Source organism: Senegalia massiliensis (genome assembly GCF_900626135.1).
Lineage (GTDB): Bacteria > Bacillota > Clostridia > Tissierellales > SIT17 > Anaeromonas > Anaeromonas massiliensis.
Genome location: NZ_LR130785.1, coordinates 498,705 through 521,676 on the forward strand (window position 1 = coordinate 498,705; position 22,972 = coordinate 521,676).

Genomic DNA, 22,972 nt, shown 5'->3' on the forward strand with positions numbered 1-22,972 from the left:
AAATGGAAATTTTAGCGGTATGTGGATTTGGAGTAGGTTCTTCAATGGTTTTAAAAATGACTCTAGACAAGGTATTTAAAGAATTAGGGGTAGATGCAAATGTTCAAACAATGGATCTATCATCAGCTAAAGGTGCTAAACCAGATGCAATTTTTACTTCTAAGGAAATAGCTAAAGACTTGAGAAATTCAACAACTTCTCCAGTGTATGAAGTGGAAAAATATATGGATAAACAAGAAGTTAAAAGCGCAGTAGAAAAATTTATTAATGAAAATAAAAAATAAAAGGAGGAATATTAATGAGTTTTATAATTGATAACCTTTTTAGAAATCCCCCTGTATTATTAGGAATAATAGCAATAATAGGTCTTGCTTTACAAGGGAAAAAAATTGGCGATGTAATTAAAGGTGGTCTTTTAGCTGCTATTGGAATGTTTATATTGCAGCAAGGTGTTAATATATTAGTTGGGTCAATAGCACCAATAAATGGATTATTTCAAGAAATTGCTGGTGGAGAAGTAACAGAAGGACTTAACGATATAACATTTACTTCAGAGTTTGGTGGAGAAGTAGGTCTTACAATGTTTTTTGCACTAGTATTACATCTTCTTATAGCTAGATTTACACCAATTAAAACTATATTTTTAACTGGTCACTTTTTATGGTGGTTCCCATTTATATTTGTAGCTGCAGGTGTAGAAGGGAATTTAAGTGGAGCTACTTTAATAATATTTGCAACAGTATTATCGGCATTATACTGGTCCATAGTTCCATGGTTATTAAAACCTTTTGTTAGTGCTGTTACAGGAGATGATTCCTTTACACTAGGTCATCCTTCAGGAATTTTAGCTTTAATATCAGGATTTATAGCTAAGAAGTTTGGAAACAAAGAAAGATCAACAGAAAGTTTAAAGATACCAGAAAGTTTATCATTCTTTAAAGAAGTATCTATTACTGGTGGTATAGTAGTATTTTTAATGTTCTTATTTTTAGGATTAACTGTAGACGGTGCATTTGAAGCAGAAGCACAACCAATAGTATTTTATGCAATAAATCAAGGATTCATGTTTGGTGCAGGCTTAGTAATCATGTTACAAGGTGTACGTATGTTAGTAAATCAAATATTACCTGCATTTCAAGGAATATCAGAAAAACTTATACCTAATTCAGTACCTGCATTAGATGCTCCAATATTATTTAACTATAAACCAAACGCAGCAATTATTGGATTTGTTACAGCAATGGTAGTATCCACAGTAGTTATACTAATAGCTAATAGTTTTAATGTATTTGGTTTGATGCTTATACCTTTAGTTATTACAAGTTTCTTTGAATGTGGAGCAGCTGCAGTAATAGGAGAAGGCCAAGGTGGACTTAGAGGAGCAATTATCGGTACCAGTTTTTCAGCAATAGTTATGGTAGGTTTAGTAGGTATTTCAGCTATAATATACTCTGGTACAATTCAAAACTGGATTTTAATTTTCGGAGGAAATGATCTTTCACTTTGGGGTACAATCTCTCAATATATAGCTAAATTAATTTCTCTAATATAAAGGAAGTGAGTTTTTGAAAGCATATAACAGATATTTTAATAAAGTTAAAGAAATATTAGAAATAGTAGAAGAAAGTGAAAAAGAAAATATAGAAAAAGTAGTAGACTTATTTGTAAAAGCTATAGAAAACAAAAATAGTATATTTACTTTTGGAGCATCACATGCTGGGATAATATCAGAAGAACTATTTTATAGAGCAGGAGGACTTGCTTTAATAAACCCTATTTTTGAACCGTCAATAATGTTAAACATAAGACCTATCACATTTACAAGTGAAATGGAAAGTTTAGTTGGATATGGCGAATTAATAGCTGATAAAGTAGATATAAAAAAAGATGATGTTATTTTATGTCATTCAGTTTCAGGAAGAAATTCTGTAATGATAGATTTTGTAACTAAAGCAAAAGAAAAAGGAGCTAAGATAATAGGTCTTACTAATGTATCTTATTCATCTCAAGTAGAATCTAGACATCCATCAGGAAAAAGATTAATGGATATTGCTGATATAGTAATAGATAATCATGGAGAAAAAGGTGATGCTACTATTAAAGTAGAAGGTCTAGAACAAAAAGTATCTCCTACATCTACTGTAGTAGGAAGTACAATAGTAAATTCAATAGTTGCACAAGTAGCAGAAGAGTTAATGAATAAAGGTATAACACCACCAATACTTTTTAGTGCAAACATAGATGGTGGAAAAGAGCATAATAATAAGATATTTGAGGAATATAAAGATTCTATTTATTACCTATAAAAAGCATTTGTGGTATTAATACCACAAATGCTTTTTTTATAACATTAAAATGTATGCTATCTCATACACTGTATTAAAATATGCACATAATTTAAAGAGGTAGCATAATTAAAAGCCTCTATATACTCATTGTTGAGGTTGAATTGAGTGGCATAGTACTTGCATAATTGTATTTCATAAATAAATTGTAAGGGGGAGAAAGAATGTTTAAAAAATTTACAAATGCATGTGTAGCAGTAGTACAAAAATATTTACCAGATCCATTTTTATTTGCTGCAATACTTACTTTTATTGTATTTTTAGCAGGTGTTTTTGTAACAGATCAAAGTCCATTAGCTATGATTGTTCATTGGGGAGATGGATTTTGGGGACTGTTAGCATTTTCAATGCAAATGGCACTAGTTTTAGTAACAGGTCATACTTTAGCAAATGCACCTATTATAAAAAAGGGACTAAGAAAATTAGCATCAATACCAAAGACTCCTATGCAAGCAATACTTGCAGTTACTTTTGTTGCAATAGTAGCTTGTTGGATTAACTGGGGATTTGGACTAGTAATTGGAGCATTATATGCAAGAGAACTTGCAAGACAAATTAAGACTGTAGACTATAGATTATTAATAGCCTCAGCTTATTCAGGATTCGTAGTATGGCATTCAGGTATATCTGGATCTATACCACTAAAACTTGCAACAGCAGGAGAAGGATTATCAGAAGCAACAGCAGGAGTAGTGACAAGTCCTATATCAACAAGTGAAACTATATTTTCACCATATAATCTAATTATATTTGGAATAATACTATTAACAATGCCTTTCATAAACAGAGCAATGCATCCAAAACCAGAAGATGTAGTATCTGTAGATCCAGAATTATTAGTAGATGAAGATTTAAGTGTAGAGGTAGAAAATCCAACATTTGCAGATAAGATGGAAAATAGCTCTATATTATCTATCTTAATAGGAGCAATGGGACTAGTATTTATAGTTAATTATTTCATAAATAATGGATTTGATTTAAACTTAAATATAGTTAACTTTATATTCTTATTTTTAGGGATAATACTTCATGGTACACCTAGAAAATTCTTAGATGCTATAATTATTGCAACAAGAGGAACTGCTGGGATAGTATTACAATTTCCATTTTATGCAGGAATAATGGGTATGATGACTGGACTTAGTCCATCAGGAAGTTCTCTTGCAATAGCTATATCAAATGGATTTGTAAGTATCTCTAATGAAACAACATTTCCATTTTTCAGTTTCTTAAGTGCAGGAGTAGTTAACTTTTTTGTACCTTCTGGTGGTGGACAATGGGCAGTACAAGCACCAATAATGATGCCAGCAAGTGCAGAACTTGGAGTTTCAGCTGCAAAAACAGGAATGAGTATAGCTTGGGGAGATGCTTGGACTAATTTAATACAACCATTCTGGGCTTTACCAGCACTTGGTATTGCAGGACTTGGAGCAAGAGATATTATGGGATATTGTATAATAGATCTCATATATACAGGAATAATAATCTCCTTAGGATTAATGTTTTTATAGCATAATTTCTAGAAAATGATTTTTTAATGTGATAACATAGTATTGGTAACAAACAAATAAATTTTGGGGGTGCAACAAATGAATAAACAAATTTCTATCCAACAAGCTATAGAAAAAATAGAAGATGGAATGACTATAATGGTAGGTGGATTTTTAGCTGTAGGGTCACCTAACAAGCTTGTGGATGCTTTAGTAGAGAAGAATGTAAAAGATTTAACATTAATAGCAAATGATACAGCCTTTATAGATAAAGGAGTAGGAAAATTAATAGTAAACAAACAAGTTAAAAAAGTCATAGTAAGTCACATAGGTACAAACAAAGAAACAGGAAGACAAATGAATGAGAATGAATTAGAAGTAGAGTTAGTTCCTCAAGGAACACTTGTTGAAAGAATAAGAGCAGCAGGGTTTGGACTTGGAGGAGTACTTACACCTACAGGAGTTAACACAATTGTAGAAGAAGGTAAAAAGAAAATAGAAGTAGAAGGTAAAGACTATTTACTTGAAACACCTTTAAAAGCAGATATTGCACTAATCAAAGGGGACATAGTAGATAAAAAAGGAAATATCCGTTACGATAAAACAGCAAGAAACTTCAATCCAACAATGGCTACGGCAGCAGATACTGTTATAGTAGAAGCAGATAATTTAGTTGAAATAGGCGAAATAGATCCAGAAAATGTTATTACACCAAGTCTATTTGTAGACTATATTGTTGATGGAGGTGGAAAGTAATGGATAAAAATAAAATAAAAGAAATAATAGCAAAAAGAGTAGCAAAAGAGTTTGTTGATGGAGATGTAATAAATCTAGGAATAGGTCTTCCTACACTTGTAGCTAATTATATTCCAGATGAAATGGATGTAGTTTTTCAATCTGAAAATGGATTTGTAGGACTTGGTCCAACTCCAGAAAAAGGTTCAGAAGATGACAACCTAACAAATGCAGGTGGCCAACACGTTACAGTTAAAAAAGGTGGAGCATTTTTTGATAGTGCATCTAGCTTTGGAATAATAAGAGGTGGTCATGTTGATGCAACTGTTCTAGGAGCTCTTCAAGTAGATTCAGAAGGTAGTCTTGCCAATTGGATGATACCAGGTAAAATGGTACCAGGAATGGGTGGAGCAATGGATCTTGTAGTAGGTGCAAAGAAAGTTATAGTAGCTATGACTCATACTGCAAAAGGAAATCCTAAGATTCTTAAAAAATGTTCATTACCTCTTACAGCAAAATCTCAAGTGGATTTAATAATAACAGAAATGGGAGTAATGGAAGTAACAGATAAAGGTTTAGTTCTTAAGGAAATAGGACCTGAAACAACAATAGAACAAATTAAAGATGCAACAGAAGCAGAGCTTATAATAGATGAAAATCTTAAATCTATGGAAATCTAAAAAAGCAGAGGTCACTCTGCTTTTTTTGTGACAAATTGACAAAATAAAATCATAATTTTATTAAAACTCTCCTTGAGATTAATAACTTTTTGAATTATAATAGAATATATATTGTCTAACTATTCAAATATATAGGAGGAGTTAAATGTCTAAGAAAAGCACCTCTAAAGTTTTAGAAAATATAGCATTAATAGCACAAATAGGTATATCTATGGCAGTACCTATAATTGGAAGTATATTTTTGGGTAATTTTTTGGACAAAAAATTAGGTACAAATATACTTTTTCTTATAGTGTTTTTAATACTAGGTGTCGGGGCTGCATTTATGACATTATTTAAAATGACTTCAAGGATGAGTAATAGGAAGTGATCTATTGAGTTTAACAAAAAATACTGAATACAAAATATTTAGAAGGGTAATAATATTGACGCTTATTATTATAGGTATAATACTACTTGCTATACCAAACCCTAAAGATGATATTTTAGGTTTTATCTTTGGAACAATAATAAACTTACTTAACTTTAGACTTATGAGTTTGTCTCTAGCCAAAGCAATGAAGATGCCACAAGCGAAAATTATGCCATATGTTGTAGGGAGCTATATGGCTAGATATATAATTTATGGTATAGTGCTTGCTATAGCTGCACTAGCCGACTATTTAAATTTTTATACAGTAGTGCTAGGTTTTTTTATGGTCAAAATAGTCATAATGTCTGATACATTTTTTGATACGATCAAAAAAAGAACTAGCTAAAGCTTTACAAACTGAAGAGAGGAGGTCATATATTTGGACAATATCAAGGGGATATTATTTGAGTTTATGGGTAAGGAAATTTACATACACTCAACAGTAATTAATTCATGGATAGTAGTATTATTGTTGTCCCTATTTGCAATATATGTAAGTAAGAAAATAAAGGCATCAGATCCTACCAAGAAACCCACAGGTATAGTAAATATAGTAGAAATAATAGTTGTGCAAATAGAAAATCTAGTAAAAGATACTATGGGGCCAGACAAGATGAAATTTGCTCCCTATATTGGAACACTTGCACTTTACCTTGCAGTAGCAAATTTATTTGGATTAATTGGATTTGATCCGCCTACATCGGATTATAATGTAACACTAGCATTAGCTATAATTACCTTTATATTGACACAATATTTTGGTATCAAAAGCAAAGGACTAGGTGGTTATTTCAAAGGATTCTTTGAACCAATACCACTTTTATTCCCAATAAATGTAATAGGTGAGCTTGCAAACCCTATATCACTATCATTCCGTTTATTTGGTAATATATTATCTGGTGTTATTATAATGGGACTTTTATATAGTGCAGTAGGTTATTTTGCACCAGTTGTAACTCCTGTATTTCATGCTTATTTTGACTTGTTTGCAGGATTAATTCAAACATTTATATTTATTATGCTTACAATGGTATTTGTATCAATGGCAATGGATGACTAAGATTAATTTTTTAAAAGATATTAAACTAAAAAACTATTTAAAATTAGAGGAGGAAACAAAATGTTAGAAGGAATTTCAAGTGAAGCGTTTATATTAGGATGTTCAGCAATAGGAGCAGGTCTTGCTGCAATAGCAGGTATAGGTCCTGGTATAGGTCAAGGTTATGCAGCAGGTAAAGCAGCAGAAGGAGTAGGAAGACAACCAGAAGCACAAGGAGATATAATTAGAACAATGATCCTAGGTCAAGCAGTTGCAGAAACAACTGGTATTTATGGACTAGTTATAGCTATAATATTATTATTTGTAAGACCTTTATTAGGAGCTCTTTAAAAAATAATAAATTTAAAGAGGTGGGGGAACACCTTCCCATCTCTTATTGTTGTAGCTAAAACTAATTATAATGGCAGTAATTACTGAAGGGAGGATTATGAATGGTACCTGAAATTCATGTGTTACCTGATCCGTTCAATTTTACACTTCAATTATTAGCAACACTTGTACTTTTTCTTGTGCTTAGACATTTCTTATGGGATACAGTAAAGGAATTTTTAAATAAAAGACAAGAAAGTGTTCAAAATGATTTAGATAGAGCAGAAAAAGAAAAAGTGGAAGCTATGAAATTAAAAGAAGAGTATCAAGCTAAAATTGAAGATGCAAAAGGTGAAGGAAAAGAAATTATAGAATCTTCAAGGAAAAAAGCAGAAGATATAAAAGAAGATATAGTAAATAACGCGAAAAAAGAATCAAATGATATGATAAATAGAGCTAAAAAAGAAATAGAAAGAGAACAAAGACAAGCAAGAATGGAATTAAAAAATGAAGTAGTAGAACTTGCAATGCTTGCTGCAAGTAAAGTAATAGATAAAAATTTAGATAAAGAAGCCCATGCAGGGATGATTGATAAGTTTATTGATGAGGTAGGGGAATCAAAATGGCAGAATTAGTATCTAAAAGATATGCTGAAGCTCTATTTGAAGTAGCCCTGGAACAAGAAAACTTAGAAAAATTTAAAGAAGAAATTATTGGAGTATCAGATATATTTGAAAGTGAAAAAGAACTTAAAATTGTATTTGAACATCCAAAACTTTCAACAGATGAGAAAAAAGACATTTTAGATAATCTTTTTAAAGATAGAATAAGTGAAGAAGTTTTAAACTTTTTATATATCATAGTAGATAAAGGAAGAGAAAAATATATTTCTGATATAAAAGATGAATATATTGTGCTTTTCAATAAAGAATATGGAATAGTAGAAGGTAAAGCTATAACAGCAATTGAAATGACACAAGAAAAATTAGAGAGATTAGAAAAAGAATTATCTAAAAAATTAAATAAGACAATAAAATTAGAAAATAAAGTTGATTCAACTGTATTAGGTGGAGTACTTGTAAAAATAGGCGACAAGGTTATAGATTCAAGCGTTAAAGGTACAATCGATGAAATGTCAAGACAACTAAATAACGCTACAGTAACTAAGAAAGAGGTGGAAATGAAGTGAACCTAAGACCTGAAGAGATTAGCTCAATTATAAAAGAGCAAATTAAAAATTATAAAAAAAGAATAGACGTAGAAGATGTAGGAAGTGTACTTGAAGTTGGAGATGGTATCTCTAGAGTATATGGACTTGAAAATTGTATGGCAGGAGAACTTCTTGAATTCCCTGGTGAAATATATGGTATGGCTTTAAACTTAGAAGAAGATAACGTAGGTTGTGTGTTACTTGGACCTGATGACAACATAAAAGAAGGCGATACTGTAAAGAGAACTGGAAGAATAGTAGAAGTTCCAGTAGGGGATCAAATGATAGGTAGAGTAGTAAATGCTCTAGGTCAATCCATAGATGGAAAAGGTGCAATAGAATCAGATAAATATAGACCAGTAGAGCAAAAAGCATCTGGTGTTATAACAAGAAAATCTGTATCTGTGCCACTTCAAACAGGAATAAAAGCTATTGACTCCATGATTCCTATAGGACGTGGACAGAGAGAGCTTATCATTGGTGACAGACAAACAGGTAAAACAGCAATAGCAATAGATACAATATTAAATCAAAAAGATCAAGATGTAATATGTATATATGTTGCAATTGGACAAAAGAAATCAACAGTTGCAGGAATATATGAGAATTTACAAAAAAGAGGAGCAATGGACTATACTATAATAGTTTCAGCAACAGCAAGTGAGCTTGCTCCACTTCAATATATAGCACCATATGCAGGAGCTGCAATGGGTGAAGAATTTATGTTTAATGGAAAAGATGTACTTATAATATATGATGACCTTTCTAAACATGCGGTTGCTTATCGTACAATGAGTTTACTTCTTAGAAGACCACCAGGACGTGAAGCTTATCCTGGAGATGTATTCTACCTTCATTCAAGATTACTTGAACGTGCAGCAAGATTAAATGAAGATTATGGTGGAGGTTCTATGACAGCACTTCCAATAATAGAAACTCAAGCAGGAGATATCTCAGCATTTATTCCAACAAATGTTATATCAATTACAGATGGACAGATATTCTTAGAAACAGACCTTTTTGCATCAGGTCAAAGACCTGCTATAAATGCAGGACTTTCAGTATCTCGTGTTGGTGGAGATGCCCAAATTAAAGCAATGAAAAAAGTTTCAGGGACACTTAAAATTGACCTTGCACAATATAGAGACCTTCAATCATTTGCACAATTTGGTTCTGATTTAGATAAAGAAACTAGAACTGCTCTTGATCGTGGAGAGAGAATAATGGAAGTATTAAAACAACCTCAATATTCACCAGTAAATGTAGAGCATCAGGTAATGATACTTTTTGCTGTAACTAAAAAATATTTAAGAGATATACCAGTAGAAAAAGTAAAAGAATTTGAATCAGAATTTATTAAATATATGGATACAAATCATCCTGAAATAGGAAAATCTATATTAGATAATGGAAAGCTTTCAGAAGAAGATGAAGAGATTCTTAGAAAAGGAATAGAAGATTTCAAAGAAGAATTCAAAAAAACTATGTAAGCTTTTAAAGAAGAGAGGTGTTTAGATGGCTCAAGAAAGCATGCAAGATATCAAAAGGCGAATAAAAAGTGTAGGTAGTACAAAACAAATTACAAATGCCATGGAACTTGTAGCTTCTTCAAAACTTAAAAAGGCTAGAAAAAGGCTAGAAAAAACTGAGCCGTATTTCCTTACAGTAAGTAGAAGTATAAAAGATATATTAGCAAGTTCTAGAGGAATAAGCCATCCTATGCTTGAAAAAAGAGAAGTTAAAAATAAATGCTATATAATAGTTACATCAGATAGAGGATTATGTGGTGGCTATAATGTAAATATTATAAAAAAAGTAGAAGCTGATATGGATTCAAAAGATAGTACTAAAATCATAACTATAGGTCAAAAGGGAAAAATACATTTTAAAAGAAGAAATTATGATGTTAAAGGCTCTTTTACTAACATATCAGAAGACCCTACATTTATGGATGCAACTCAAATAGGCAATATGGCACTTAAGCTTTATGAAGACGGAGAAGTGGATGAGGTAAATATAGCATATACTCAATTTAAAAGTACAATTAATCATGAACCTACTATCTTAAAATTACTTCCGGCAGAAAATATTGCAGAAGAAGAAACAAAGGAGAAAAGAATACTTACAGAATACGAGCCTTCTCCTGAAGTAGTACTTGATTATCTTATACCGAAATATATAAGAAGTACAATATATGGAGCAATGATAGAATCATCCGCATCAGAACAAGGTGCAAGAAGAATGGCTATGGAATCAGCAACTGACAATGCAGAAGAAATGATAGATGATTTAAATCTTAAATACAATAGAGCTCGTCAAGCTGCAATCACACAAGAAATTGCAGAAATAGTAGGTGGAGCAGAAGCATTACAATAAGGACTAGAAAAGGAGTTGAAAATATGGCTGAATCAAACATAGGAAATATTGTTCAGATAATCGGTCCAGTAGTGGATATCAGATTTGATGAAGAGAATCTTCCTAACCTATTAAATGCCATAAAAATAAAAGGCAAAGATGGAGAAGAAATTACAGTAGAAGTTTCTCAACATATAGGTGATGACATTGTAAGATGTATATCAATGGATTCCACAGATGGATTTGTCAGAGGAATGGAAGCAGTAGATACAGGAGCTCCAATAAGTGTACCAGTAGGAGATAATACATTAGGTAGAATGTTTAATGTTACAGGAGATGCAATAGATGGAAAGGAAAATGTTACAACAGGACCTACATCCCCAATTCACAGAGAAGCACCTCCATTTGAAGAACAACAAACTTCAACAGAAATATTTGAAACTGGAATAAAGGTAGTAGACTTAATATGTCCATATTCTAAAGGTGGTAAAGTAGGTTTATTCGGTGGTGCTGGAGTTGGTAAAACAGTACTTATTCAGGAACTTATAAACAATATAGCAACAGAGCATGGTGGACTTTCAGTATTTGCTGGAGTTGGAGAAAGAACAAGAGAAGGTAATGACCTTTATTATGAAATGAAAGATTCAGGAGTACTTGATAAAACATCTCTAGTATTTGGTCAAATGAATGAGCCACCTGGGGCACGTATGAGAGTTGGACTTACAGGACTTACAATGGCAGAACATTTTAGAGATGAAGCAGGTCAAGATGTACTTTTATTTATAGATAATATATTTAGATTTACACAAGCAGGTTCTGAAGTTTCAGCATTACTTGGACGTATGCCATCTGCAGTTGGTTATCAGCCAACACTTGCAACAGAAATGGGTAGACTTCAAGAGAGAATAACTTCAACTAAAAAAGGATCAATAACATCAATACAAGCAGTATATGTACCAGCAGATGACCTTACTGACCCGGCACCTGCAACAACATTTGCTCATCTTGATGCTACTACAACTCTATCTCGTTCTATATCAGAGCTAGGAATTTATCCTGCAGTTGATCCTCTAGATTCAAACTCTAGAATACTTGATCCACAAATAGTAGGAGAAGAACATTATAATACTGCACGTAGAGTACAGGAGATACTTCAAAAATATAAAGAATTACAAGATATTATAGCGATACTTGGTATGGATGAATTATCAGAAGAAGATAAGATTACAGTTGCACGTGCTAGAAGAATACAACGTTTCTTATCTCAACCATTTACAGTAGCAGAACAATTTACTGGAATAAATGGAGAATATGTACCTTTAAAAGAAACTATAAGAGGATTTAATGAAATATTAGAAGGAAAACATGATGATCTTCCAGAAGCAGCATTCTTATTAGTTGGAACAATAGAGCAAGCAGTAGAAAAAGCTAAGAAGATAAGAGAAGAAGAGTAGAGGTGATAAAATGTCAGCTACATTTGATCTCGAAATAGTAACGCCAGATAGAAAATTCTTTGAAGATGAAGTTGAAATGGTAGTAGTTAGAGGACTTGAAGGAGATGTAGGAATATTAAAAAACCACACTCCTTATGTAACGCCTCTTGCAATAGGTAGAGTTAAAATAAAGCAAAATGGTAAATATCGTGAGGCAACAGTTGCAGAAGGATATTTAGATGTTACAAAAACAAAAACAACAATAGTTACAGATGCAGCAGAATGGCCAGAAGAAATAGATTTAAATCGTGCAGAATTAGCTAAAAAACGTGCAGAAGAAAGATTAAAAAGAAAAGAAAATGATATGGATGCACAGAGAGCAGAGATTGCACTTAAAAAAGCTATAAATAGAATAAATATGAAAAGAAGATGAAAAGATAGGTAGATTCTACCTATCTTTTTTAATGTATAAATTAATAAATATTAGACAATTAGTACTATGATTGATATAATATTATAGCTAGATATTAAATGTTAATTATTTTTTTTATTGGGTAAAAAAAACTCATATCAAGACATTACTTTTCCCTAAAAATTTAAATAAAAAAATGTATAAAGGACAAGTTACATTGTCAATACTATTTATTGAAAGGGAAGAGTACACAGAATGTAAAAATGTTTTTGTCCCCCTTTAACATTTTTACCACATATCTTGCTCTTCCCTATATTTTTAGGGAGTGATATTATGTATGGTAAAAGGTTAATAATAACTGTAATATTAATACTTATTTTAGCTTTCTCAAATTATACAGTATCAGCTAGCATAAGGAATAATCTAGAACAACCAATTGTAACAGCATTTAATAATACAAATGCAAATTTAATAGAAATAAGCATAAAAGCTCAAGGAACAATAAATGAAGAATTTATGTCCCAAAAAGATATTAAAAAACTAGGACAAGACTTAAAAAATAAGTTTAACATAATAGGTGAGCTTGAAAACAATAATAATATTAAACAATTGAACTCTACAGAAAAACTGTATAGTATAGATTATATAGAAAGTAAAAATAATAAAAAAGCAATAGTCTCTGGGTTGGATAAAAATAACAGATTTGTCACAATAAATGTTTTGACATACAATGACAAATATAGTAATCTTAATAGGACTGAATTAATAGTTAACATAACATCTGAAAATGTTAATAATTACAAAAAAATTGAAAGTAATGTCCAAAAAATATTTGAAGAATATAATACAATACCAAACATAACTTCAAAAGCAATAGGAACATTTGAAGGAAATATAAAATCTGAAGAAAAATTTAATATAATATCCCATATAACAAAAAAAATAGATGCAAGAATTGTTGAAGAATATAAAAATCCAGATATTTTAAGTATTAGTGCCTATTCACCAAATATAGATAATCATATATATACAGGTAAGAATAAGATGAATTTAAATATCGCTATGAGGCATAATTATACTGAAGACAAAACTTATATCTTCATTGCAACTCCAATTATTGACGGTGGATATTAGTAAAAGTTGGAATTGTGTTTTGGGCATTTATAGAACTAAAGGATAAAAAGTATAATAAGGAGGAAAAAAAGTGCCAAAACTCATAGTAGAAAAAAGCCCTCCATTAAAGGGGAAAGTTAAAATAAGTGGAGCAAAAAATTCAGCCCTACCTATTATGGCAGCAACATTACTATCAACAGATAAATGTGAACTTACTGAAGTACCAAATTTAAGAGATGTAAATGTAATGAAAGAAGTACTAAATTCACTTGGAGCAGATGTAAAAAAAACAAGTGATGAATCATATAATATAAACGCTAAAAACTTAAATAATTCAGAAGCACCATATGAACTTATGACTAAGATGAGAGCATCATTCTTGGTTATGGGTCCACTTCTTGCAAGATTAAAAAAAGCAAGAATATCTATGCCAGGTGGATGTGCAATAGGAACAAGACCTATAGATTTACACTTAAAAGGATTTAAAGCATTAGGAGCAGAAATAGAAGTAGGTCATGGATATGTAGAAGCAAAAGTGGAAGATAGATTAAAAGGAAATAGAATATATTTAGATTTCCCAAGTGTAGGAGCAACAGAAAATATAATGATGGCAGCAGTAATGGCAGAAGGAGAAACAATACTTGAAAATGTAGCTCAAGAGCCGGAAATAGTAGATTTAGCTAATTTTTTGAATAAACTAGGTGCTGATGTTAAAGGTGCAGGTACTAATACAATAAAGATTAATGGAGTAGATGAATTAAAAAATTGCAATCATACAATAATACCAGATAGAATAGAAGCTGGAACGTATATGGTGGCAGCAGCTATGACAGGTGGAGATATTACAATAGAAAATATTGAACTTGACCATGTTAAGTCTATAATATCTAAACTTAAAGAATCAAATATAGAATTCACTGAAGTTAAAAATAATACTTTAAGAGTAGTAGCACCAAAAACTATAAAAGCAGTAGATGTAAAAACACTTCCTTATCCAGGATTTCCAACAGATATGCAAGCTCAAGTTATGGCAATGATGAGTATGGCAGAAGGTACAAGTGTAATAATAGAAACAATATTTGAAAATCGCTTTATGCATGTAAATGAACTTAGAAGAATGGGTGCAGACATCAAAATAGATGGAAGAAGTGCAATAGTAACAGGACAAGAAAAGCTTTTAGGAGCACCTGTAAATGCAACAGATTTAAGAGCAGGAGCCGCACTTATACTTACAGGACTTATATCTGATGGTATTACTGAAGTAAATCAAATACATCATATTGATAGAGGATATTCAAATATAGAACAAAAACTTACTAATTTAGGAGCAAAAATTAAAAGAGTAGAAGTGGAAATGGAAACAGGAGCTTAATAGCTTCTGTTTTTTTATATATAAAATAATAAAAAATAAATATATTAATATTGACATATTTTAGGTAAGGGTATATTATAATAAATAAAAAATAAATTTATCGCTTAATTTCATTTGAAAGCGGGGGACCCAATTACTTGGGGCGTATTCCGAAAGGATAGGATAACTCTTTCAATCCGAGCCCGACAGCTAACCTCGTCAGCGTTGAAGGAGGAGTATCTTGAAATTTTTTAAAGCCATGGTTACTCCATGGCTTTTTGCGATTTTAGAAAGAATATTTTAATTGAAATTTAACCTTACGAAGGATGGTGAGTACATGAAAAAAACTATTAAATTTAAAATGATAGCAATATTTGTTTTAATATTTATAGTATTGGCTGCTAATAGTATTTGGTCAATTTATAACTTTAATAATTTAAATCATTCCATAGAAGAAATAATGGAATCAAACTATGCTAGTGTGGTTGCAGCACAGAATATGATAGTAGCATTAGAAAGACAGGATAGTGCAGAGTTATCTCATATGTTTGATGATAATAAAAACTCTCAAAATGTATTTTTAGAAAATGAGAAAGTATTTTTAAAATGGTTAGCACGAGCAGAAGATAATATAACAGAAAAGGGAGAAGAGGAAGTAATTAAAGTTATAAACGATTTATATACGGGTTATATAGAAGACTATTATAATTTAATAGAAATTCAAAACACCAAAGGGATAGAAGAATCTAGAAATTATTACTATAATAAAATCCTTCCTACTTTTGAAAAAAGTAAAAAAGAGGTTAGAAATCTTCAATTACTTAATCAAAATTCAATGATTGAACAAAGAAATGAAGCTCAAAAAATAGCTAAAAATGCATCCTATTCTACTTCTATAATTTCACTAATAACTATACTGTTAGGGGTTATTTTAGTTTTTTACTTAGTGAATAAAATAGTTAAACCTATTAGAAATTTAATAGATAAAATAAAGAAAATTGCAGAAGGCGACTATACTCAGCAATTAGATGTAACAGGGGATGATGAAATTTCAGAGTTATCTAAGGAATTTAATATAATGTCTGAAAAACTTAAAAAATATGATTTATTAAGTATTAGAAGATTAATGAAGGAAAAACAAAAATCTGAGTCAATTGTTGAGAGTATAAGTGATGGAATTATAGTAACAGATGAGGATAATAAGATAATTTTAGTTAATAATGCAGCAGAAAAAGCTTTAAACATAAAAGAAACGAAGGTAATTAATAGACACTTTTTAGAAGGGATAAACAAAGAAGAGATTTTTAATATTATAAAGAATATTAAAAATAAAAGTAATTTAAGTGATACTAAAAAATATACAGATATTACTATAGAGAATGATGAAGAAATAAAGCACTATAATGTAAATGTTAAGCCTATAAGAAATAAAGATGGAGAAAATATTGGAATGGTCACATTGATGCAGGATATAACTAAACTAAAAGAAGTAGATCAAATGAAATCCGACTTTGTCTCTACAGTTTCACATGAGTTTAGAACTCCATTAACATCTATAGGAATGTCAGTAGGATTATTGCTTGAGGGTATAACCGGAGAGATTACAGAAGATCAAAAAGAATTATTAGATGCTATTAAAGAAGATAATGAAAGGTTGAAAAGTCTTGTAAGTGATTTATTAGATTTATCAAGATTAGAGTCAGGAAAAATACAGATGGATATAGATTCTTATGATATAAATAATATAATAAATCATTCTGTGAAACCTTTTTATAGACAAGCAGAAGAAAAAAATACTACTATTAATATAGATATAAAAGAAAATACATCTAAAGTAAAAGCAGATTTTAATAAAATATCATGGGTGCTTACTAATCTTATTGGAAATGCATTAAGATATACTCCAGAAGATGGAACAGGAAAAATTGAAATTAAAGTAAAAGATACAGCTAATAAAGTGTTAGTATCTGTAGCAGATAATGGCAAAGGAATTCCAGAAGATCATCAAAAAAAAATTTTTGAAAAATTTATTCAGGTAAAAGATGTGAATGGAGAAAATACTGGAGGAACTGGATTAGGATTGGCTATTAGCAAGGAAATAGTAAATGCTCATGGAGGAGATATATGGGTAGAAAGCAATATAGGTGAAGGAACTATATTTTATTTTACTCTTTATATAGGAGGGAAATAGAATAGAAAGGGGCATTAGATATGGAAAAGATATTAATAATAGAAGATGAAAAGAATATAATATTACCTTTAAAAATGTTTCTACTAAAACTAGGCTATGATGTGAAAATAGCTACAGATGGAATAGAAGGTATAAGGATTGCCCAAGAGATTATTCCAAATATAATCCTTTTAGATATAATTCTGCCTAAAATGAATGGGTATCTAGTATGTAAAGCACTAAAGGATGAATCAGAGACAAAAAACATTCCGATAATTTTTATGAGTGCTAAAACACAAGAAAAGGATATAAAAAAGGCCTATGATGTAGGAGGAGAAGATTATATAATAAAACCTTTTATTCATAAAGATATAGAAAAAATATTAAATAAATATTTAAAGGAGGATTAGTTATGGTAAAAAAAATACTAATTGTTGATGATGAGAAAAATATAAGAATGACATTAAAGCATTCGTTAAAGAGTCAAGAGTTTGATATATCTATGGCTGTAAATGGTGAGGAAGCATTAGAGAATATTAAAAATAATAAGTTTGATTTAATACTTTTAGACATTAAAATGCCAGGACTTGATGGAATGGAAGTGTTAAAGAAAATAAGGGACAATGGTAATAACGTAAATGTTATCATGATGACTGCCTATGGCAGTGTGGAAAAAGCTGTAGAAGCTATGAAACTTGGAGCTATTGACTTTATAAGTAAACCTTTTACACATGAAGAAATTAGAAATATTGTTAAAGAAGTCTTGGGAAGAGAAGAATTAATGGAAGAAGATTTAGACACTTCTAAAGATATATTAGAATATGCCAAGAAGTGTATTTTAAGTAATCGATATGATGAAGCTAGGATATATTTAAAAAAAGCTATAGGAGGAGATGTAAACTCTCCAGAACCTCATAATCTGTTAGGGGTATTAGAAGAATATGAAGGTAAACTAGATTTAGCACAAAAACATTATAGAGCTGCCCTAGCATTAGATCCTACGTATGAGTCTGCTAATAGAAATCTTCAGAGAACAGTTCAAATGAGGTATACAAGACAAGGTATTTCTTTAGGAGGAAGTAAGGATGAGAAAAAATAATAAAGACGAATATATTATTATTGTAGGATGTGGAAGGCTAGGATCTCATCTTGCTAGCCTTCTTTCAAAGGCAAGAAAAAGTGTGGTTGTTATTGATAATAAGGAAGATGCTTTTAATAGATTATCAGATGACTTTAGTGGTTTTACAATAGAGGCAGATGCCATAGAAGAGGAGACCCTATTAGAAGCTAAAATAAATAGAGCAGATGTGGTAGTTACTACAACTAATGATGATAATACAAATGTGATGATTGCTCAGATTGCGAAAACTATATATGGAGTACCAAAGGTTATAGCAAGACTATTTGATCCTTCTAGACAAGAAATGTACGAGGAGTTAGACATAGATACAATATGTCCTACTATTTTATCAGCAGTGGAATTTAAAAACATTATAATTGGCTCAGGGGAGGAGTATTAGGAATGAATATTATAATTGTTGGAGGAGGTAAGGAAATTCATTTTCTTACAAAGTCATTTATATCGAAAGGATATAATGTAACAATAATAAATAATAGTATGGAAGACAGTAAATTATTAGCAAAAGTACATGAGAAGGCAATTGTGGTTCATGGAGATGGAACAAAACCTTATGTATTAGAAGATGCAGGAGCAGCCTATTCACATATGATAATAGCCCTTACTCCAAAGGACCCTGATAATTTAGTAATATGTCAAATAGCTCAGAAGATGTTTAAAATAAAAAAAACATTTGCTGTTGTTAATGACCCTAAAAATGTAAAAATATTCGAAATTTTGGGTGTGGATACTGTTATTAGTACAGCTAGTATAATTTCATCATTGATAGAACAGAGAGTATCTGTAGATGATATAACAAATCTTATGCCTATAGAAGCTGGGAAGGTATCTATGATGGAAATAGAGGTGAAGGGTGAATTTCCAATAGTAAATAATAATCTAAAAGATATTAATCTTCCAAATGATGCTATAATAAGTTGTATTTTAAGAGGGAATGAGGCTATAATACCTAGAGGAGATACAATTATATATAAAGGGGATAAATTAATAATATTATCTTTACCAAAGGTTCAGTCTGAAACCCTTAAAGAGATAAGGGGAAGGGTTGATTAACATGCTATATTTAGAGCAAATTAAACAAAGGTATGAACTGATAATAGGATATGTTGGAACTATTATTTTAGGTTTAGGTGTAGTATTATTGTTTCCTCTATTATTATATCCAATATATCCTTCAGAAATAATTGATATGAAATTTTTCATTATACCTTCTATGATAGCAATAATATTAGGTTATATAATGAGAAGGAGTCTTAAAACAGTTAAAGATGTTACTTTAACTATACAAGAAGGCGGAGTAATTGTTATATTTTCGTGGATTTTTACCATACTAATATCCGCTCTTCCTTTTATATTGTCAGGAAAATTAAATTTTACTCAAGCTATATTTGAGTCAGTAAGTGGATGGACTACAACAGGACTTTCTGTAGTTGATGTAACTAAAACTTCTCATATGTTTCTCTTATGGAGAAGTCTTATGCAGTTTTTTGGAGGAGCAGGATTAGCTGTAGTTATGCTATCGGCTATTATAGGACCTCATGGATTAGGTCTCTATGAAGCGGAAGGAAGATCAGATAAGTTATTACCTAATGTTACAAGATCTACTAAATTAATTATGACTATCTATTCTTCATATGTTTTAGCTGGAGTTATACTTTATATTCTAGCTGGTATGGATTGGTTTGGTGCAATAAACCATTCTATTGCTGCCTTGTCTACCGGAGGATTTTCAACAGAAGTAGAAAGTATAGGAGCTTATAATAGTATATCAATAGAGCTTATTACTATAATACTTATGATAGCAGGGACTATAAATTTCGCAGCACACTTTTTATTAATTAGAGGTAAAATTAAGGAATTTTTTAAAGTAGGAGAAATTAGGTTCATGTTTTTTTTATTTTCCTTATCAATACCTATTACAGCTTTTATATCTTTAAGATCTCTATATGGATCACTAGGTAGAGGATTTAGAGTGGCAGCTTTTGAAATAATTTCTGCATTATCTACTACAGGATTCTCTACAGTAGGATATGGCGATTGGAATTATTTTGCTGTGTTTATATTAATCATATTAATGATTATAGGTGGAGGAGCTGGATCAACAGCTGGAGGTATAAAACAATATAGAATATATATAATGATAAAATCTTTAATATGGAATATAAAAGGATATTTCACTCCTAATAACGCTATTAAACAAGACTATATTAATAGACCAGAAGGAAAATACTATGTTACAAATAGCCATATATCACAAGTAAGTAATTTTATAACAATATATTTGATATTTTATATTATTGGAGTATTAGTAATGTTAGCCTATGGTTATCCATTACAAGATTCTATGTTTGAGTTTGCATCAAGTCTTGGTACAGTAGGCTTATCAGTAGGAATAACTTCTCCTGATGCTCCTATGTTAGTTTTATGGACTCAAATATTTGGTATGATGTTAGGTAGATTAGAGTTTTTTGTAATATTCTTTGCAGGAATAAAAATATTTAGAGATGGTAGATTTATATTTAGTCGACAATAATTTATTTCCCATGACAATTTCCTGGGAAATGTCTTATATTTCCCCAGTAAAATTATTCAAAATTTTTACTCATATTTATTATTTCTTATTCATAAGTATATTAAATAAGAATCAATAGGAATAATAGGTAAAAATTTAACCATAAGAGGAATGGGGGAAAATATAGTGAGGTCATTTTTAGGATTAGTAGGAGTTATAATATTTCTGATTATAATATTTCCTATTATAATATTATTTACATGGGATGAAGATATTAATAAAGATATGGTAGACCAAATAAAGATAGATAATAAAAAGAATGATATAGTAGATTCCTTAGACTTATCAGTAGATATATATGATACTGAAACAAAGAATATAATAAGTATGGATTTTGAAGAGTATATAAAAGGGGTAGTAGCTGGTGAAATGCCTGCAAAATTTGAAGAAGAAGCATTAAAAGCACAGTCTGTAGCGGCAAGAACATATGCTATATCAAAAATAATTGCATATAATAATGGATATAGGCCAGAGGAGCATCCAGAAGCTCCCCTTTGCAATACAATTCATGACCAGGTTTGGTATTCAGAAGAGAAGTTGTTAGAACTTCATGGTAAAGAGTGGATGGATAAACTTTTCCCTAAAATAGAACAAGCAGTAGATAATACAAAAGGAGAAATAATTTCATATGATGGTCAGATTATATCAGAACCATTATTTCATTCATCAAGTGGCGGAATGACAGAAGCATCTGAAGAAGTATTTGCATCAGCAGAACCATATTTAAGACCAGTAGAAAGTCCTTATGAAACAGCTTCACCTAGTGTAAAAGATAATTTTAAAATTTCAATAGAGGATTTTATAAAAAAGTTAAATGGGAAATATTCTAATATAAATATCACAAAAGAAAATATAGAAAAAAGAATTGAACTATTAGAAAGAACATCTACAGGTAGAGTAGATAAATTAAAAATAGGTACAATAACAATGACAGGTCGTGAGCTTAGAGAATTATTTGGATTTAACTCCACAAACTTTACTATAACAATAAATAAAGACAAAAATGAAGTAATTATAGAAACACTTGGAAATGGCCATGGAGTAGGAATGAGTCAATGGGGAGCAAATGGCATGGCAGAAAAAGGTAGCGATTATAAAGAAATATTAAAACATTATTATACAGGTGTAGAAATTTTACCGATTGATAATTCAATGTTACAATAAAGATTCTTCTATATAGGAAGAATCTGTTTTGCTTTCTATTGACAAAAAATAAAAAATATATTATTATGAATATAGGTTCATAATAATTATATAGTATAAAGGGGATTTTTTACATGCCTAAGATAATAGAAGGAATTGAAGATAAAATATTTACTTCTGCATTTGATTTATTTGCAGAACATGGGTATAAAAATGTTGATATGAAAATAATAGCAAAAAAATCTGGAATAGCAGTAGGCACATTATATAATTATTATCCAAATAAAAAAACATTATTTTTAAATGTATTTAGTAAAAGCTGGATAGATACATTTAAAAAATTAGATAATATCATATATGGAAGCTTAGATAAACGAATTAAAATTAAAAAATTTGTTCAAATATTATATGATGAAATTTATGAAAGAAAAGGAATGGGTAAGCATTTAATTAAATCTACTAAATTTAATAATCAAGAAATAAATATAAAAGAAGAATTATTATTAAGATTAAAGAAAATAATATCAAGTGATGAAAAGGATGAAGAATTAAAATGTAAATATGAAATGAGACTATTAGAAACAATATTAGTAACAGTTATAACAATGATGAATGAACATACAGATGAATATGAAGAAAATATAGATTATTTATCCAATTATCTATGGGTTATATATCAAAATATAGAAAAATATTAAGAGGTGATAATATGGAACTTCTAATAGGAGCTTTTAGAGTATTTTTATTATATGTGATATTTACTAATACTATAAGAATAATATATGCATTAGTAAATAGAAAGAAAATAGCAGCAAAGTTAGAAGAAATAAAAAATGATCAAGAAAAAGCTCAAATAAATGAATCAAAAACACAGGAAATAGTAGAACAAGAAAGAGAATATGTTATAGATCCTATCTGTAATAAAGAAGTAGATAAAGATAATGCATATATTGTAGTAGAAGAAGATGAAAACAAATACTTTTGTTCTTGGGATTGCAGAGCAGAATATATAAATAGAAAAAATAGACACTAAAGGAGAAGATG

27 protein-coding genes and 1 riboswitch are annotated in these 22,972 nt (G+C 30.2%); all 27 genes read left to right on the top strand.

Annotated elements, in window-relative coordinates; all coding sequences use genetic code 11:
• The first annotated feature begins 2 nt into the window (after positions 1-2).
• Positions 3-284, top strand: coding sequence for a PTS sugar transporter subunit IIB (locus E0D94_RS02495; protein WP_130805724.1), 282 nt, complete (start codon positions 3-5; stop codon positions 282-284).
• Positions 285-298: 14 nt separating this feature from the next.
• Positions 299-1,552, top strand: coding sequence for a PTS ascorbate transporter subunit IIC (locus E0D94_RS02500; RefSeq protein ID WP_130805725.1), 1,254 nt, complete (start codon positions 299-301; stop codon positions 1,550-1,552).
• 13 nt (positions 1,553-1,565) lie between these two features.
• Positions 1,566-2,306, top strand: coding sequence for an SIS domain-containing protein (locus E0D94_RS02505; protein WP_130805726.1), 741 nt, complete (start codon positions 1,566-1,568; stop codon positions 2,304-2,306).
• 203 nt (positions 2,307-2,509) lie between these two features.
• A complete protein-coding gene (locus tag E0D94_RS02510; protein WP_130805727.1) occupies positions 2,510-3,856 on the top strand; it encodes a TIGR00366 family protein in 1,347 nt (448 codons plus the stop codon).
• Between the two features lie 78 nt (positions 3,857-3,934).
• Positions 3,935-4,591: an acetate CoA-transferase subunit alpha gene (atoD, locus tag E0D94_RS02515; RefSeq protein WP_130805728.1), complete on the top strand. Its 657-nt coding sequence runs from the start codon at positions 3,935-3,937 to the stop codon at positions 4,589-4,591.
• Positions 4,591-5,250 (top strand): 3-oxoacid CoA-transferase subunit B, encoded by a 660-nt coding sequence (locus E0D94_RS02520; RefSeq protein ID WP_130805729.1) that lies wholly within the window; start codon positions 4,591-4,593, stop codon positions 5,248-5,250. Before atoD ends, E0D94_RS02520 begins: the two co-directional genes overlap by 1 nt.
• 145 nt (positions 5,251-5,395) lie before the next feature.
• Positions 5,396-5,620, top strand: a complete 225-nt coding sequence (locus E0D94_RS02525; RefSeq protein WP_130805730.1) for an AtpZ/AtpI family protein — start codon at positions 5,396-5,398, stop codon at positions 5,618-5,620.
• Between the two features lie 4 nt (positions 5,621-5,624).
• Complete coding sequence (locus tag E0D94_RS02530) at positions 5,625-6,008, top strand: ATP synthase subunit I (RefSeq protein ID WP_165442839.1); 384 nt, start codon at positions 5,625-5,627, stop codon at positions 6,006-6,008.
• A gap of 33 nt (positions 6,009-6,041) precedes the next feature.
• Positions 6,042-6,722, top strand: a complete 681-nt coding sequence (gene atpB, locus E0D94_RS02535) for a F0F1 ATP synthase subunit A (protein ID WP_242620469.1) — start codon at positions 6,042-6,044, stop codon at positions 6,720-6,722.
• A gap of 60 nt (positions 6,723-6,782) precedes the next feature.
• Positions 6,783-7,052: an ATP synthase F0 subunit C gene (gene atpE, locus E0D94_RS02540; protein ID WP_130805732.1), complete on the top strand. Its 270-nt coding sequence runs from the start codon at positions 6,783-6,785 to the stop codon at positions 7,050-7,052.
• Between the two features lie 101 nt (positions 7,053-7,153).
• Entirely contained in the window at positions 7,154-7,666 is a 513-nt protein-coding gene (locus E0D94_RS02545) for a F0F1 ATP synthase subunit B (protein WP_130805733.1), read from the top strand.
• Positions 7,654-8,220, top strand: coding sequence for a F0F1 ATP synthase subunit delta (locus E0D94_RS02550; protein WP_130805734.1), 567 nt, complete (start codon positions 7,654-7,656; stop codon positions 8,218-8,220). Before E0D94_RS02545 ends, E0D94_RS02550 begins: the two co-directional genes overlap by 13 nt.
• Positions 8,217-9,731, top strand: a complete 1,515-nt coding sequence (gene atpA, locus E0D94_RS02555) for a F0F1 ATP synthase subunit alpha (protein ID WP_130805735.1) — start codon at positions 8,217-8,219, stop codon at positions 9,729-9,731. Before E0D94_RS02550 ends, atpA begins: the two co-directional genes overlap by 4 nt.
• 25 nt (positions 9,732-9,756) lie before the next feature.
• Complete coding sequence (gene atpG / locus E0D94_RS02560) at positions 9,757-10,617, top strand: ATP synthase F1 subunit gamma (protein WP_130805736.1); 861 nt, start codon at positions 9,757-9,759, stop codon at positions 10,615-10,617.
• A gap of 23 nt (positions 10,618-10,640) precedes the next feature.
• Positions 10,641-12,050 carry a F0F1 ATP synthase subunit beta gene (gene atpD, locus E0D94_RS02565; protein ID WP_130805737.1) on the top strand — a complete coding sequence of 470 codons (1,410 nt, stop codon included), beginning with the start codon at positions 10,641-10,643 and terminating at the stop codon, positions 12,048-12,050.
• Positions 12,051-12,060: 10 nt separating this feature from the next.
• Complete coding sequence (locus tag E0D94_RS02570; RefSeq protein ID WP_130805738.1) at positions 12,061-12,462, top strand: F0F1 ATP synthase subunit epsilon; 402 nt, start codon at positions 12,061-12,063, stop codon at positions 12,460-12,462.
• Between the two features lie 312 nt (positions 12,463-12,774).
• The gene (locus E0D94_RS02575) at positions 12,775-13,575 is read left to right on the top strand and encodes a YwmB family TATA-box binding protein (protein ID WP_130805739.1); all 801 of its coding nucleotides are present in this window, start codon (positions 12,775-12,777) and stop codon (positions 13,573-13,575) included.
• Between the two features lie 70 nt (positions 13,576-13,645).
• Positions 13,646-14,926: a UDP-N-acetylglucosamine 1-carboxyvinyltransferase gene (murA, locus tag E0D94_RS02580; protein ID WP_130805740.1), complete on the top strand. Its 1,281-nt coding sequence runs from the start codon at positions 13,646-13,648 to the stop codon at positions 14,924-14,926.
• 91 nt (positions 14,927-15,017) lie between these two features.
• Positions 15,018-15,145: riboswitch (cyclic di-AMP (ydaO/yuaA leader) on the top strand.
• Between the two features lie 97 nt (positions 15,146-15,242).
• Positions 15,243-17,096 carry an ATP-binding protein gene (locus E0D94_RS02585; protein ID WP_130805741.1) on the top strand — a complete coding sequence of 618 codons (1,854 nt, stop codon included), beginning with the start codon at positions 15,243-15,245 and terminating at the stop codon, positions 17,094-17,096.
• A gap of 20 nt (positions 17,097-17,116) precedes the next feature.
• Complete coding sequence (locus tag E0D94_RS02590; protein ID WP_130805742.1) at positions 17,117-17,485, top strand: response regulator transcription factor; 369 nt, start codon at positions 17,117-17,119, stop codon at positions 17,483-17,485.
• 2 nt (positions 17,486-17,487) lie between these two features.
• Complete coding sequence (locus tag E0D94_RS02595; RefSeq protein WP_130805743.1) at positions 17,488-18,174, top strand: response regulator; 687 nt, start codon at positions 17,488-17,490, stop codon at positions 18,172-18,174.
• Positions 18,161-18,595, top strand: coding sequence for a potassium channel family protein (locus tag E0D94_RS02600; protein ID WP_130805744.1), 435 nt, complete (start codon positions 18,161-18,163; stop codon positions 18,593-18,595). The genes E0D94_RS02595 and E0D94_RS02600 overlap by 14 nt, the downstream gene beginning before the upstream one ends.
• A 2-nt stretch (positions 18,596-18,597) precedes the next feature.
• Complete coding sequence (locus tag E0D94_RS02605; protein ID WP_130805745.1) at positions 18,598-19,266, top strand: potassium channel family protein; 669 nt, start codon at positions 18,598-18,600, stop codon at positions 19,264-19,266.
• Between the two features lies 1 nt (position 19,267).
• Positions 19,268-20,746 (top strand): TrkH family potassium uptake protein, encoded by a 1,479-nt coding sequence (locus E0D94_RS02610; RefSeq protein WP_130805746.1) that lies wholly within the window; start codon positions 19,268-19,270, stop codon positions 20,744-20,746.
• A 165-nt stretch (positions 20,747-20,911) separates the two neighbouring features.
• Positions 20,912-21,949, top strand: coding sequence for a stage II sporulation protein D (gene spoIID / locus E0D94_RS02615; protein ID WP_207289608.1), 1,038 nt, complete (start codon positions 20,912-20,914; stop codon positions 21,947-21,949).
• 113 nt (positions 21,950-22,062) lie between these two features.
• A complete protein-coding gene (locus tag E0D94_RS02620; protein WP_130805748.1) occupies positions 22,063-22,626 on the top strand; it encodes a TetR/AcrR family transcriptional regulator in 564 nt (187 codons plus the stop codon).
• Positions 22,627-22,637: 11 nt separating this feature from the next.
• Positions 22,638-22,961, top strand: a complete 324-nt coding sequence (locus E0D94_RS02625) for a hypothetical protein (RefSeq protein WP_130805749.1) — start codon at positions 22,638-22,640, stop codon at positions 22,959-22,961.
• Positions 22,962-22,972: the final 11 nt, after the last annotated feature.

Bases quoted from the DNA above. Each gene is read 5' to 3' on its own strand.
- E0D94_RS02495 (WP_130805724.1), top strand. From the start codon at position 3: ATGGAAATTTTAGCGGTATGTGGATTTGGAGTAGGTTCTTCAATGGTT.
- E0D94_RS02500 (WP_130805725.1), top strand. From the start codon at position 299: ATGAGTTTTATAATTGATAACCTTTTTAGAAATCCCCCTGTATTATTA.
- E0D94_RS02510 (WP_130805727.1), top strand. From the start codon at position 2,510: ATGTTTAAAAAATTTACAAATGCATGTGTAGCAGTAGTACAAAAATAT.
- atoD (WP_130805728.1), top strand. From the start codon at position 3,935: ATGAATAAACAAATTTCTATCCAACAAGCTATAGAAAAAATAGAAGAT.
- E0D94_RS02520 (WP_130805729.1), top strand. From the start codon at position 4,591: ATGGATAAAAATAAAATAAAAGAAATAATAGCAAAAAGAGTAGCAAAA.
- E0D94_RS02525 (WP_130805730.1), top strand. From the start codon at position 5,396: ATGTCTAAGAAAAGCACCTCTAAAGTTTTAGAAAATATAGCATTAATA.
- atpE (WP_130805732.1), top strand. From the start codon at position 6,783: ATGTTAGAAGGAATTTCAAGTGAAGCGTTTATATTAGGATGTTCAGCA.
- E0D94_RS02545 (WP_130805733.1), top strand. From the start codon at position 7,154: ATGGTACCTGAAATTCATGTGTTACCTGATCCGTTCAATTTTACACTT.
- E0D94_RS02550 (WP_130805734.1), top strand. From the start codon at position 7,654: ATGGCAGAATTAGTATCTAAAAGATATGCTGAAGCTCTATTTGAAGTA.
- atpG (WP_130805736.1), top strand. From the start codon at position 9,757: ATGGCTCAAGAAAGCATGCAAGATATCAAAAGGCGAATAAAAAGTGTA.
- atpD (WP_130805737.1), top strand. From the start codon at position 10,641: ATGGCTGAATCAAACATAGGAAATATTGTTCAGATAATCGGTCCAGTA.
- E0D94_RS02570 (WP_130805738.1), top strand. From the start codon at position 12,061: ATGTCAGCTACATTTGATCTCGAAATAGTAACGCCAGATAGAAAATTC.
- E0D94_RS02575 (WP_130805739.1), top strand. From the start codon at position 12,775: ATGTATGGTAAAAGGTTAATAATAACTGTAATATTAATACTTATTTTA.
- E0D94_RS02585 (WP_130805741.1), top strand. From the start codon at position 15,243: ATGAAAAAAACTATTAAATTTAAAATGATAGCAATATTTGTTTTAATA.
- E0D94_RS02590 (WP_130805742.1), top strand. From the start codon at position 17,117: ATGGAAAAGATATTAATAATAGAAGATGAAAAGAATATAATATTACCT.
- E0D94_RS02595 (WP_130805743.1), top strand. From the start codon at position 17,488: ATGGTAAAAAAAATACTAATTGTTGATGATGAGAAAAATATAAGAATG.
- E0D94_RS02600 (WP_130805744.1), top strand. From the start codon at position 18,161: ATGAGAAAAAATAATAAAGACGAATATATTATTATTGTAGGATGTGGA.
- E0D94_RS02605 (WP_130805745.1), top strand. From the start codon at position 18,598: ATGAATATTATAATTGTTGGAGGAGGTAAGGAAATTCATTTTCTTACA.
- E0D94_RS02610 (WP_130805746.1), top strand. From the start codon at position 19,268: ATGCTATATTTAGAGCAAATTAAACAAAGGTATGAACTGATAATAGGA.
- E0D94_RS02620 (WP_130805748.1), top strand. From the start codon at position 22,063: ATGCCTAAGATAATAGAAGGAATTGAAGATAAAATATTTACTTCTGCA.
- E0D94_RS02625 (WP_130805749.1), top strand. From the start codon at position 22,638: ATGGAACTTCTAATAGGAGCTTTTAGAGTATTTTTATTATATGTGATA.